At 39.8% G+C, this 12,252-nt stretch carries 11 protein-coding genes and 2 tRNA genes; 7 read left to right on the top strand and 6 right to left on the bottom strand.

Features of this window, described 5'->3' with window-relative positions; translation table 11 throughout:
* Positions 1-113: 113 nt before the first annotated feature.
* Positions 114-1,757, bottom strand: a complete 1,644-nt coding sequence (locus INT03_RS06415; RefSeq protein ID WP_413469119.1) for an aminotransferase class I/II-fold pyridoxal phosphate-dependent enzyme — start codon at positions 1,755-1,757, stop codon at positions 114-116.
* Between the two features lie 646 nt (positions 1,758-2,403).
* Here INT03_RS06415 and msrB point away from each other — a divergent pair.
* The 4 genes from msrB to INT03_RS06395 all read left to right on the top strand — a co-directional run bounded on the left by msrB (position 2,404) and on the right by INT03_RS06395 (position 3,996).
* Positions 2,404-2,829 carry a peptide-methionine (R)-S-oxide reductase MsrB gene (gene msrB, locus INT03_RS06410; protein ID WP_045448234.1) on the top strand — a complete coding sequence of 142 codons (426 nt, stop codon included), beginning with the start codon at positions 2,404-2,406 and terminating at the stop codon, positions 2,827-2,829.
* A 159-nt stretch (positions 2,830-2,988) separates the two neighbouring features.
* A complete protein-coding gene (locus INT03_RS06405; RefSeq protein WP_045451216.1) occupies positions 2,989-3,474 on the top strand; it encodes a glutathione peroxidase in 486 nt (161 codons plus the stop codon).
* A 304-nt stretch (positions 3,475-3,778) separates the two neighbouring features.
* A tRNA-Val gene (locus INT03_RS06400) sits at positions 3,779-3,854 on the top strand.
* Positions 3,855-3,919: 65 nt separating this feature from the next.
* Positions 3,920-3,996: transfer RNA gene (locus tag INT03_RS06395), tRNA-Asp, on the top strand.
* A 337-nt stretch (positions 3,997-4,333) separates the two neighbouring features.
* On the opposite strand, the gene INT03_RS06390 is transcribed toward INT03_RS06395, so the two are convergent.
* Positions 4,334-5,815: an ATP-binding protein gene (locus tag INT03_RS06390; RefSeq protein WP_193008277.1), complete on the bottom strand. Its 1,482-nt coding sequence runs from the start codon at positions 5,813-5,815 to the stop codon at positions 4,334-4,336.
* 1 nt (position 5,816) lies between these two features.
* Complete coding sequence (locus INT03_RS06385) at positions 5,817-6,584, bottom strand: heavy metal response regulator transcription factor (protein WP_193008275.1); 768 nt, start codon at positions 6,582-6,584, stop codon at positions 5,817-5,819.
* A gap of 206 nt (positions 6,585-6,790) precedes the next feature.
* On the opposite strand from INT03_RS06385, the gene INT03_RS06380 reads away from it, so the two are divergent.
* The 3 genes from INT03_RS06380 to INT03_RS06370 all read left to right on the top strand — a co-directional run bounded on the left by INT03_RS06380 (position 6,791) and on the right by INT03_RS06370 (position 8,804).
* Positions 6,791-7,399 (top strand): DUF411 domain-containing protein, encoded by a 609-nt coding sequence (locus tag INT03_RS06380; RefSeq protein ID WP_193008273.1) that lies wholly within the window; start codon positions 6,791-6,793, stop codon positions 7,397-7,399.
* A gap of 77 nt (positions 7,400-7,476) precedes the next feature.
* Positions 7,477-7,944, top strand: a complete 468-nt coding sequence (locus INT03_RS06375) for a DUF305 domain-containing protein (RefSeq protein WP_226950292.1) — start codon at positions 7,477-7,479, stop codon at positions 7,942-7,944.
* 125 nt (positions 7,945-8,069) lie between these two features.
* Complete coding sequence (locus INT03_RS06370; RefSeq protein WP_226950291.1) at positions 8,070-8,804, top strand: DUF305 domain-containing protein; 735 nt, start codon at positions 8,070-8,072, stop codon at positions 8,802-8,804.
* A gap of 249 nt (positions 8,805-9,053) precedes the next feature.
* On the opposite strand, the gene INT03_RS06365 is transcribed toward INT03_RS06370, so the two are convergent.
* The 3 genes from INT03_RS06365 to INT03_RS06355 form a co-directional block, all read right to left on the bottom strand.
* Positions 9,054-9,767: a GAD-like domain-containing protein gene (locus INT03_RS06365; protein ID WP_193008271.1), complete on the bottom strand. Its 714-nt coding sequence runs from the start codon at positions 9,765-9,767 to the stop codon at positions 9,054-9,056.
* A 267-nt stretch (positions 9,768-10,034) separates the two neighbouring features.
* Positions 10,035-11,141 (bottom strand): hypothetical protein, encoded by a 1,107-nt coding sequence (locus INT03_RS06360; RefSeq protein WP_193008269.1) that lies wholly within the window; start codon positions 11,139-11,141, stop codon positions 10,035-10,037.
* Between the two features lie 345 nt (positions 11,142-11,486).
* Positions 11,487-12,233: a hypothetical protein gene (locus INT03_RS06355; protein WP_193008267.1), complete on the bottom strand. Its 747-nt coding sequence runs from the start codon at positions 12,231-12,233 to the stop codon at positions 11,487-11,489.
* Positions 12,234-12,252 lie beyond the last annotated feature (19 nt).

The following is a 12,252-nucleotide window of genomic DNA, read 5'->3' as shown; positions in this document are numbered from 1 at the left end:
GCTTATTAAGGTTTTTGCTTAAATCTTATTTAACCTTATTTATAAGCACGTTTCAAATAAAAAACGCTTATCAGTATCATGCCGATAAGCGTTTTTTTATGTCAAGTTAAGTTTTATTCGGTACCAAATTGTTTGCGCTTTTTGGCAAAGAAGCGATCCAAGCGATCCATGGCATCCTCTAAATCATGTAAGTTTGGCAAAAACACCAAGCGGAAATGATCTGGCTTATCCCAGTTAAAGCCTGTTCCTTGCACCATTAAGACATTTTCTTCAACAAGCAAATCCATCATAAATGCCATATCATCTTCGATAGGGTAAACATCAGGGTCCATCTTTGGAAAGCAATAAAACGCGCCTTGTGGCATGGTACAAGAGATACCTTTGATCGCATTAAGCCGTGACACAGCCATTTCACGCTGCTTATATAAGCGCCCACGCTCTGACGTGAGCTCTTTCATGCTTTGATAGCCGCCCATCGCGGTTTGGATGGCATATTGACCTTGGACGTTGGAACACAAGCGCATAGACGCTAACATGTCCAAGCCTTCGATAAAGTCAGTGGCATGGTGTTTTTTGCCAGACACCATCATCCAACCTGCGCGGAATCCCGCGATACGATGCGATTTAGATAATCCATTGTATGAGAGCACCAGCACATCATCAGTCAAGGTGCTCATTGGGGTGTGTACCATATCATCATAAAGAATACGATCATAAATTTCATCGGCCATGATGATTAAATCATGCGCTTTAGCGACCTCAATAATTTGTTTCAGTAATTCATCACTATAAAGTGAACCCGTTGGATTATTAGGATTAATCACCACGATACCCTTGGTTTTAGAGGTGATTTTAGATTTAATGTCTTCGATATCAGGATGCCAATTGTCGTCTTCATTACAGCGATAATGTACCGCTGTGCCGCCAGCTAGGTTCGCCGCTGCCGTCCAAAGCGGGTAGTCTGGCATTGGGATAAGCACTTCGTCACCATCATTCATCAAAGCCTGCATGGTCATTACAATCAGCTCAGAAACTCCGTTGCCCAAATAGACATCACGGACATCAACTGCCGATAGCAACCCCTTTGATTGATAGTACTGTAGGACAGCTTTACGCGCTGAAAAAATCCCTTGCGAGTCGGAATAACCGGTCGCGTCTGGTAGGTTCATCGCCACATCGCGCAAAATCTCATGCGGGGCTTCTAAACCAAAGGGGGCTGGGTTACCGACGTTCAGCTTTAATATACGTTTGCCTTCTGCTTCCATCTTATTGGCTGTTTGCAATAGCGGGCCGCGAATGTCGTAGCAAACATTTTGTAATTTATCCGATTTTTTTATTGTGTTCATAGGGTGACCACTCATAGGGTTATTTTGTGAGTTTGTATCTATAGTAGGAGTTGTAGCTGTTTGATTAATTTGGGAGTCATGTATCTTGTCAGTTTGAGCAAATGACATGTTTTGACTATTTTTGTTATGAGAATGAGTGCTTTCACTTACCTCTTTATTATTATCACTGTCGTTTTTTAGTTCACCGCGTAACAGATAGCCTTCGCTGCAGCCTAAAATGTGTGCTAGCGTTGGTAGTTTAGATGACACAATGCCATTGGTGCCACGCTCCCAATTCGAGATAGCACCGCGACTGACTTTTGCGCCTGCTGCGGTCATGGCTTGCGCTAATTGCTCAGCAGTCAGCCCTTTATCACGACGTAGCTGTACCAGTCTTTCGGCTTGTGTGCTTTTATTTTTGTCATCAGCCATAATCATTCAAGCCTTTATTCAGTAGTTGGTAATCGAGAGAAGGAAAGCAGGCATTTGTTTTAATTAAGCCTTAATGCAAGATATTATTGCATTATCAGTATCAATGCAAGCTGTTTTTAAGGGTGGTATATTTGTCAATGCAAGAATAACTTGCATTGACAATATTATCGCTGCCTCATTGCTGCTCTACTAGGCCGTGTCCTTATTTTAAAAATGGTAATAAAAATGAGATAAATTGTCGTTAAACAAGGAAAGTAGTGCAAATAATATCGAGATATTGCTAAGCTATTTGACGATGTTTGGCAAAATTTAGCCATTTTTAGCTCATTTAGAAGATAATCGATTGAATTGAGGACACGCCCTATATATCAAACTTCTTTCAGAGAATCATTGTCGTGGCTACATCTATATTCATTGATACGTTAAGAAAATTTGCTGTATTTTATTTATCATAGCTTTTTCAATACCTTACACTATCGCTTGTTTATGATAGTTTTCTTGTAATGTATACCTTGAATATTGAGTGGATAAACAATAGATAAGGCCCATCGGTTTTATAAAAATATGGCGATAAAGTGTTAGTTAATAGCAGATAAAAGCTAATGCTAATGGATGAGATAATACATACCCAAATTAAGGATACATTATGCAAGACAATCAACTTAGCCAAGAAGAGATCAGCCAATTAACAGAAGCTGATTGGAAAGAGCGTTTGAGTGCTGATGAATATCACGTGATGCGTGAAAAGGGTACAGAACGCCCATTTACGGGCGTCTATAACGATGCGACTGATGACGGTATTTATCGCTGCAAAGGCTGCGGTGCCAGCTTATTTGACTCAAGCAATAAATTTGATGCCAGCTGTGGTTGGCCAAGTTTTGACCAAGGAGTTGATAACAGCGCTATCGAGGAGCATGTGGATAATTCGCTGGGCATGACGCGGACAGAAGTGACCTGTAGTAACTGCGGCGCACATTTAGGTCATGTCTTCCCTGACGGCCCAAGTGAGACGACGGGGATGCGCTATTGCATCAATTCTGTGTCTATTGATCTAGATAAATCTGAAAAGTAATTGTTAAAAAAATTGCTTAGAATATTTTAGAGTCATGGCAGGGAAGCGCGAGATGCTGCCTTGCCAGTTGTTAGCATTATTAATGTTTTCACTGTTATTGAGACATGAGCACGGCTTAAAAAAACCAAAATAATAAATTAATCAATTTAAGGACAAATGATGAGTACTATTTATGATTTTACTGCTGAGCACATGGACGGAACTGTACAAGCCTTTGCTGATTATCAAGGTAAGATGTTATTAATCGTCAATACCGCCAGCAAATGTGGGTTTACGCCGCAATTTGAAGGTTTAGAAGCAATATATCAGCAATATAAAGATCAAGGATTGGTCGTTATTGGTTTCCCTTGTAATCAATTTGGCGGGCAAGATCCAGGCAGTAATGAGGAGATTGGCGCATTTTGTCAAAAGAACTATGGTGTCAGTTTCCCAATGATGGCGAAGGTTGATGTCAATGGCAAAGACGCTCATCCTATTTTTGATTGGCTCAAAGAGCAAAAGGGTGGCGTATTAACAGACGGTATCAAATGGAATTTTACTAAGTTTTTAATTGGTAAAGATGGACAGGTCATTGACCGCTATGCGCCAACCACCAAACCAGAAGCCATAAAAATGGATATCGAACAAGCATTAGCCAGTAAATAGGGTCATGCTTGAAAATTTATTGGTTTTTTATAAAAATATAAATCCAATGAAAACATAGGCTTGTCAGATTAATAAATAAAAACCTATAAAATAGGTTAAAAAAATGAAAATACTGTTTGACAGCCATGTGTAAATCTATATAATACACACCCACAGCAAGGGGACTTAATTAAGTTCAATGTTGTTAGAATTTTTACTGACTTAAAGCGTGACAACTTTAAAGATTAAACTTTCTATAAAATTCCTTTTAAGGAATTTTAACTTGCGAAGCTAAAATTGCAGTGCAATTTTTTAACGCTTCTCAGGGTGATTAGCTCAGTTGGTAGAGCGTCTGCCTTACACGCAGAATGTCGGCGGTTCGAATCCGTCATCACCCACCACTATCTAGTATAGCGTTACTCTCAAGTAGTAGGCTAAGTGGTTAAATAAACTAAGTACGACCTAAGCAGCGGTAGTTCAGTTGGTTAGAATACCGGCCTGTCACGCCGGGGGTCGCGGGTTCGAGTCCCGTCCGCTGCGCCATATTTAAAACGAATTTAAACTGTACGGGTTCGAGTCCCGTCCGCTGCGCCATATTTAGTAAAAAGCTAAAACAAATTTAAACTCTCGAGTTTAAGCAAGTTTCGCCTCAAACATAATTTTGTTTGGGGTTTTTTTGTGTCTAAAATTCTTCTTACGGCCTTTATCTATAAAGGTTGGCTTTTTTTCCCTTATCAACTCTTAGGGACTAGTCTATCTTAGATAAAGTATTCTCTATAAGTTTGGTTGCATACATTCTATCTTTTGAAAATCGCTGATCACCTCCTTGCTGACCACCTGCTCGGTGACCAAACGGTGACTATTCTCGATTAAACACGTCCTATGATTCTTTTAATAACTGTACGTTAACTTGAAAGTAATACTCATCCTTAATGGTAATACTGACTTTGCCGTTATGGGCATTGACGATTGCTTGTACGATGGCCAATCCTAGTCCTGTGCCCGAGTGCTGATTATTGGATTTGTCATGACGATAAAAGCGTTCAAACAGTCTATCTGCTTCCGCCTGAGTTAGAGGCGTCTGCAAGCGATTAGTGATGGTGATGTTTAGCGAGGGCTGCTGAGCCGTTTCTCTAAGGGCGTGAGCGTTATGTTTTATGAGGCTAGCAGTCTTAGAAACGGCGGTAATAGTAATGATACTGTCGCTGGCGGCGTAGTAAACCGCATTGGATATCAAGTTGGCAAACAGCCTTTGTAACAAGCTCTCATCCCCTAATACCACATCAAATGCCCCTTTTTTCTCAAAAGAGATACCGCGCTCTTCGGCTATCAGCTCAAAATAATCGATGAGCTTAATTATCAGTGAGTCAGTATCGACAAGATGACGTTGTGAATCGTAAAGACCTTTTTGAGTTTTTGCCAGCAATAGCATATTGTTAATTAGCAGGGATAGTTGCTTGAGCGTGTCGTGTTGATGATGTAGCTGCTCGACATATTCTTGATGGTCTCTAGGTTTACTGAGCATCACTTGAGTTTGGGTACTTAATGTTGCCAGTGGTGTGCGCAGTTCGTGAGCAATGTCATCTGAAAACTGTGATAATGAGGCAAAGTTATGTTCGAGTTTATCCATCATGGCATTATAAGCGTCAGCCAATGGTCGCAGCTCGCTTGGCATTTCAGAGACGATGATTCTATCGTCTAACTGCTCGGCGTTGATACGTGCCATTTTTTGACTGATGGTCGCTAAGGGGGCGAATCCTAAATAGACGCTAAAAGCCGCCACTGATACCAAGATAAAAGTAATCGCAATAAGTATCAGAATAAGATGGTGATTAAACTGGGCAAGGTATTGATGATGCACATCAATCGGTAGCGCGATTAATGCCAAGCGATTAGAGTGCTCAATGACCAGCGCGCGATAATGACGATGATTAAGCTGCAAGTCAAAGGGTTGATCGCGGTGCTGCTGCCATAGTTTTTCGACCAATTGGGAGTCATTGAGTTTATCAATAAAATCCTTTGGCTGACTATTAATGACTTGTCCATTATGGTCAGTGATAATTGTTTTGACTTCATAATCTGGTCGAAAAATATCTATCACGGATGATGCTGTATTAGCGAGATGAGCAGGGTCGGAAAGGTTGTCAGAGCGCTGATCATCCGATGTCACCTCTGTCATATACTGTCGTAAATTAAACGCAGCATGAGTCAGGATCTCTGAGTCCATTTGTTCAAAATGATCATTAACCGAACGCTGTATCCATATGTACAAAAAAGCTTGAGATATCAGCACACATACCGTTAATACTAGGGTAGTGCGCCACAGTAATGACAAGCGTCGATGCTCCGATTTATATGTCATGCTATTTTACTTCAACATGATTGAGTTTAGAAACCGTATTAGCCTCATTACTCATATCAATGCTAGTTTCATTATTGACTGTAACGGCGCTATTGTCCGCTTCTAGTTTATAGCCCATACCGCGTACGGTATGAATGAGCTTATTTTCAAAGCCATCGTCGATTTTACTTCGTAAGCGTCTTATCGCCACATCAATCACATTGGTATCGCTATCAAAATTCATATCCCATACTTGTGAAGCGATGACAGAGCGGGGCAATACTTCGCCTTGATGCTCAAGTAAAAACTGCAATAGCGCAAATTCTTTGGCCGTCAATTTGATAGAACCTTTATCTCGATGCACACTACGTTTGGCGATATCCAGTTTTAAATCAGCTATTTGAAGCACTGTGCTGGCGTAATCTGCTTGATTGGCACGGCGTAGTAAGCTTTTGATTCTGACCAACAGCTCAGCGAAGGCAAAAGGTTTAGTGAGATAATCGTCACCGCCAATCTCAAAGCCTTTTATGCGGTCGCTAAGGTCATCTTTTGCGGTCAAAAATAATACAGGGGTGGTGTTACCAGCAGCGCGATAATTACTGACCAGCTCAAAACCACTGACATCAGGCAGCATCACATCCATCACCACGACAGTGAAGTCCTCAGTCATCAGAGCATGATACCCATCTAAACCTGTGGTTTTATGCTCAACGATAAAACCTGCCTCGCTTAAACCTTTTTTAATGTAGTCGCCAAGTGATAACTCATCTTCGACTAACAATACTTTCATAGCATACTCGCGCCAATTATTTAGGATGAGATCAATATAAAATGTCTCTATTGTTATCAATCATAGAGGAATACTGGTAATAAACCTATGCTCAGTCTAGAAGATGACAAAATTGTCATCTTGGCGTCATCTGACTGTCAGAGTGGTTATGCTAGTTTGGCTTCAATACATCCTAATTTTAATATTCAACACCATGAGAAGCCTCTATGATGCCTTTTACCGTTAAGTTTGTTCGAGGGTCAGCGGTCTTATTAACTGCTGCCATATTATCAGCGTGCGGGCAATCTGACAGCAATGCTTCTAATGCCAGCCCCTCTACTGCCAATGCCGCTAACGCCAGCAGTGGTGAGGCAAACGCTATACAGAGTAGGCAAACAGTGACAGAGACACCAGCCAACAACCCAGACCTGCTCAAGAACGTGTCAGCCACTGTCTATAAAGATGCCAATTGTGGCTGTTGTAAAGAATGGATAGGGCACGCAGAAGATAATGGGTTAACGACAACTGCCCATGATGTTGCAGACTTGTCATTATTTAAAGAGCGTTACGGTGTACCTGCTGAGATGCGTTCTTGCCATACCGCCGTTACCAGTGATGGTTATGTCATCGAAGGTCATGTTCCTGCTAAGTATGTGGCTGAGTTTTTGCAAAACCCACCAAAGCAAGCCATTGGTTTGTCGGTACCGGGTATGCCCGTCGGAAGCCCTGGTATGGAATATCAAGATAAGTTTATGCCATACCAAATTATGCAAATCAATAAAGATGGTACAAACCAAGTATACGCTGAGATTGAGTCCGCAGAGCAGCAACTATAAGCCAATACTTTAGATAGATTTTTTAAATTTCAGCTACTCATTGTAGTACTGATAGCAGCATTGATGGAGACTGACTGATGAATCATACAGAGCAAAAACAGATGAACCCTTATGTAAAGTTCACCCTCATGATTCTGACGTCTACCGTGGTGATGTATATCATGATGTACTTCAATACTTATGAGTGGGATCATATTTATTTTAGTGAGACCAGAGCCTATATGGCGCTATATATGGGCGCAGGCATGGCAGTAATTATGCTCGCCTTTATGAGCAATATGTACAAGAAAACTAAGGTCAACTTAATGATTTATGGTCTTAGTGTGCTGATGTTTGCCGTGGGTATCTGGGGCGTCAGATCTCAAGCAACCGTCGATCAAGTGGATTGGATGCAGGCTATGATACCGCATCATTCAATTGCGATCTTAACCAGCTCAAGAGCCGATATAGAAGACCCTAGAGTACAGCAGCTTGCTGACGACATCATCGAAGCACAAAAACGTGAAATCCAAGAGATGCAGGCACTGATCGAAGCATTAGAATAAATAGCCTTAAAACACACTCCTCTTAGTACATAAATTAAATGATTTTTCCAACTGGTGGATCTTAGCTGATTTGCCAGTTTTTATATGAACCATAACTACCAAACGATCGTAATTAAGGATCTACCATGAAAATGATAAGAAACTCACGTCTTGCCATGCTTGCAGTTAGTGTCAGTGCCATGATGCTGCTTAGCGCTTGTCAGCCGACGAATGATGTAACAGAGGCTACTGTCAAAGACGAGGCGGCTCCTGTTAATAATGCTACAACAGACACTAGCGCGATGGATGCTCATGCAGGTCATGATATGTCAGGCGATGCGATGACGGGCATGCATGGAGAGTATAATGACTCTATGACTAAGATGCATGATGAGATGATGGCAGGCATGGCATACAACGATCCCGATGCTGCCTTTGCTCAAGGAATGCTCGGTCATCATATGGGTGCTGTTGATATGGCAGAGATTCAGCTAAAGTATGGTACAGATGCAGAAATGCGTCAGTTGGCACAAGAGATTATTGACGCTCAGAAAGCTGAAATTGAGCAAATGCAGAACTGGCTTGCCAACCATCCTGATGCTGCTGAGCCAACGTCTGATACTGAAGCCATGCAGACAGCTTATGCTAAAGGTATGGATACGATGCATAGTGAAATGATGGCAGGTATCGCTGACCCTAACCCAGATATGGCATTTGCTCGCGGTATGTTGCCGCATCATATTGGCGCAGTAGATATGGCAAAGATACAGCTAAAGTATGGCAAAAATGAAGAAATGCGTCAATTGGCACAACAAGTAATTGACGCGCAGCAGCCTGAAATTGAGCAAATGCAAAACTGGATAGCCAAGCATAATAGTTAAATAACGAGTGCTTAAGAATGGAGGTATTTTAGATAAAAAGCAGTGTCTTATATTTATTAAGGTACTGCTTCTTCTGCTCTATATTTTTTCTAAAATTTCGCTAGTGCCTGCATCAATATTCACGTCGCCACCTTTGTCTACCATAAGCCTTAAAAGGTTGAGTCTCCTAGGTACGCCATTGATATGAATAAGATTTGCTAGGATAGTGTATCTGTGTTTAAACCACCCGAAGGTGGCTTAAATAATTAATTATACTAAGTCATCTAAATCAGGTAGATTTGATGAATCTTCAACACCGAATGCCATTTGTCCTAATTTCTTAAAGTCGATGTATTGGATTTCAATCAAGTCAGGTAAGAGACTAAGATGCACAAAGATATTCATTTTATCGACATTTTTGATAGACGCGTTGTCACTTATGGCAAGGGCAGGAACGAAGCCAAACATTTCATCGTATTCAAGTGCTCCAAATTTTTTCACGCAGCGATTGAATAAGGGTTTGCTATTGTTATCAACCATATCAACATATTTTGTCTCTTTAAAAGCAAAAAATAATTCAATTTTTCTATCTGCTAGGCCTTTTGCAATATCTTTCGCTTCCCCTTTTTCTTGATAAACCCAACCAAGAGTTGGAGTAATTGTATAGGCATGACCCATTTTTTCACCCCAAACGTATAACTTGCCAAAGCCACTACGAGCAATCACATAATAATTGTCTTGTTTTAAAATGTCTTCACCTAGCCAAAGCACGAGCTCATCTTCATAGTCAGCAGGATTGACCATCCAAAATAGACCTTGTTTAAAGCGGCAGAAGCCCATTTTCTCCCAATAGAAAAGAAGTTTGTCAGGCAACTTGCCACGATAATATTCCAAGGTAGCTTGTTCAACAGGCTGTTGCCAGTCAGGTTGACCAAACTTTTCTAAAAAGTAATCAAATCCTTCATCAATAATAAAGTGACTCATTTTTCTATCCTTTAGATGTTTATTTGTACATATTAATCAGTGTCAATGATATTTGTTGGTAGGTGTTGGCTTGCTATTTATTATTACTGTTTAATAATGCCTTATTAATTGCCCTGTGGTCGTTTAATTCTCTATCAAGCCCTAGTTGCATCAAAGTAGCAGGATGATACTGGTAGTTGTCCTGTTTGTTATTGGAGCTCGAGCTTGAGTTGAGAGTCATAAATATAAAAAACCACACAAAGGTGGTTTAAGTAAAATAATAACAAACTAACCTTTCTTACCCTCAAACTGCCAAATCACTTCACCCCAGTTGTTGTTTGGATAGTCTGGCATGGTGTCGTCTTGCTTAAAGTAGGCACGACTGTCTGCTTTGGCTAAAGTGAACCAGTAGCCTGATTTAGGGCAGGGTTGTTCGGCTAGGCAATGGCCTCGAGCTTGACTGGTGATTTCAGGTTTAGCGGTAGGCTGGTTCTCGTAATAGGGCGTCATGTCTTCGCCTGACTCAGAACGCTTCATAAACTCTTTGTAAGTGATTTTATAGGGGTCGATAGAGACAAACTTGCTGGTGTCAATACCTGTCTCTTTAAGTACGAGTGGTAGCGTATAATCAGGTTGATTTTGCTGAATCTTTAATCCCATTTTAATGGCTTTAGTCTCGAAAAAAAGTCTAGCTTCAGGTAATCCGCCATAAAGCTTACTATATTCTTTGGTCAAAGATTCATCATAGTTATTAGGAATGATTTGTCTTATTAACTCTAACTCATCGAAAATATCTAAGCTAATCAGGTAATGACGGTTGCCTGTTTCAGGGTCACTTTGCCTATTTATTCTAATGTCCATATAGATTTCTGTGCCATATATTAATCGCCATAGCTGTAGATCATTAAGTTGCATCCACTCTTTAAAAGTAAGTGGGTAACTGTAATCAAGATATAGTTCTGAACCTTCATCTGTCGTTGCAAATGTAAAACTGTCTTTGGCAGTCAACCTAGGAGCGCTATTTGAATGCGCATACGTCCAACCTTTATCTTGTAGTTCTTTAAAGAAAAACATCATTTTTTGATAAGCATCTGCGTCTGATATACCGTTGTCTGTCTTATCGAAGAAAAAATCAACTGTAATTTTATTCAACCCTCTCTGCTCGCTAGTTACCTTATCCATCGCTAAAACAGTGACAACTTGGTCAATATTGAAACTACCGTCAGAATAATGGAAAATTACTTTCCCCATGTTGTTTGTTGGAAAGTCATAACCCTGAAAGGTAACTCCCATAGGCTGAGCATCTGCTTCTTGGAAAGCTTTATACTCAGGGTTGGCATCGTATAAATCTTTAGCAGTCATGTTTAAGGCAATTTCTAAAGGTTTATCAGGCATAATAACCTCTTTTTCTGCTTGGCAGGCAGTAGCTAAAAAAAGGAAGCTAAAGCAAATCAGAGTAATGAAAATTTGTTTAAACATAATACCAAACATGCCTTAGTTGCTTGAATAATGGGATTTTATAGCCTTACCCTTGTTCACCTTCAAACTGCCACATGACTGGCGTAGTTAGTTTGATATAATTTGCCTTATTCTAAGGGTTAGATTTAGAGTTGTGCTTGGAGGTGGGTTTGCGGCTGGGTGGAGAGGACGAGGGTGTTGGCATATTTGATGTTGATGTGACTATTACTAGTGAGCAAGAACTTTTAGATCATTAATAAGAATTGGTAAATTTCGTACTTGTCATTTTAAGAAAAGCTTGTTTTTAAGTTCATGTTTAGAAGTTTCGAAATCCTCAGCATTGCACATTGTATTTAATTTTTTATTAGTGGGAAGACTAATCCAACCATCTTGATAGCTGAATTTATATGCATCATAACTTTCCTGAGATGAAAGACAACAGGCAAAAGAGCCTGCTAAGGCTTTGCACTCTTTACCATTTATACTTGCTTCAACGATATTAAGATTTGGTGCACCTAAAAGCTCTGCAGAGAAATAATCTAATCCTTTATCATCACTCGGTATGATCTCACTAATAATATCAATACCATCCAGATTAAGGTCGTAATGGTTTAGTTTATTAGTGCTATAGCTCAAAGAAGGAATTTCAGGTATATAAGTAACAATAGCATCTAATCGTGTAGGAATATTAGTTTGTGTAGAGTATAAGCTTCTTGATTGGTCATCAAAAGTAGCAATAAACTTATTATTTTTTAGTATGAATATATGTTCAGTATTTTCAGTACTTGATAAGATTGTAAATCCATTAACCTCATAGCTCTTATAGTCGTTTGCAAATACACCATTATCCTTGATTTTAGTATCGAAGTTCTCAATATCATTAGCTGAAAAACCATATTTCTCTAAATCAGATTTGTCGATATAGTCTATTAATGAAACTTTTTTAGGTTCAGCTAAATTTGAGTTATTAGTACAAGATGATAAACATATTATGCTAATAAATAGTAAAGACTTAATAATAATATTCATTGTTATATTACTCTTATAA

It is taken from the genome of Psychrobacter sp. PG1, assembly GCF_014897815.1.
In the GTDB taxonomy this organism is placed as follows: Bacteria; Pseudomonadota; Gammaproteobacteria; order Pseudomonadales; family Moraxellaceae; genus Psychrobacter.
Note: the sequence above shows the minus strand (reverse complement) of the source record. Positions and strands in the feature narration are given on the sequence as shown.

Bases quoted from the DNA above. Each gene is read 5' to 3' on its own strand.
- INT03_RS06415 (WP_413469119.1), bottom strand. From the start codon at position 1,757: ATGGCTGATGACAAAAATAAAAGCACACAAGCCGAAAGACTGGTACAG.
- msrB (WP_045448234.1), top strand. From the start codon at position 2,404: ATGCAAGACAATCAACTTAGCCAAGAAGAGATCAGCCAATTAACAGAA.
- INT03_RS06405 (WP_045451216.1), top strand. From the start codon at position 2,989: ATGAGTACTATTTATGATTTTACTGCTGAGCACATGGACGGAACTGTA.
- INT03_RS06390 (WP_193008277.1), bottom strand. From the start codon at position 5,815: ATGACATATAAATCGGAGCATCGACGCTTGTCATTACTGTGGCGCACT.
- INT03_RS06385 (WP_193008275.1), bottom strand. From the start codon at position 6,584: ATGAAAGTATTGTTAGTCGAAGATGAGTTATCACTTGGCGACTACATT.
- INT03_RS06380 (WP_193008273.1), top strand. From the start codon at position 6,791: ATGATGCCTTTTACCGTTAAGTTTGTTCGAGGGTCAGCGGTCTTATTA.
- INT03_RS06375 (WP_226950292.1), top strand. From the start codon at position 7,477: ATGAATCATACAGAGCAAAAACAGATGAACCCTTATGTAAAGTTCACC.
- INT03_RS06370 (WP_226950291.1), top strand. From the start codon at position 8,070: ATGAAAATGATAAGAAACTCACGTCTTGCCATGCTTGCAGTTAGTGTC.
- INT03_RS06365 (WP_193008271.1), bottom strand. From the start codon at position 9,767: ATGAGTCACTTTATTATTGATGAAGGATTTGATTACTTTTTAGAAAAG.
- INT03_RS06360 (WP_193008269.1), bottom strand. From the start codon at position 11,141: ATGCCTGATAAACCTTTAGAAATTGCCTTAAACATGACTGCTAAAGAT.
- INT03_RS06355 (WP_193008267.1), bottom strand. From the start codon at position 12,233: ATGAATATTATTATTAAGTCTTTACTATTTATTAGCATAATATGTTTA.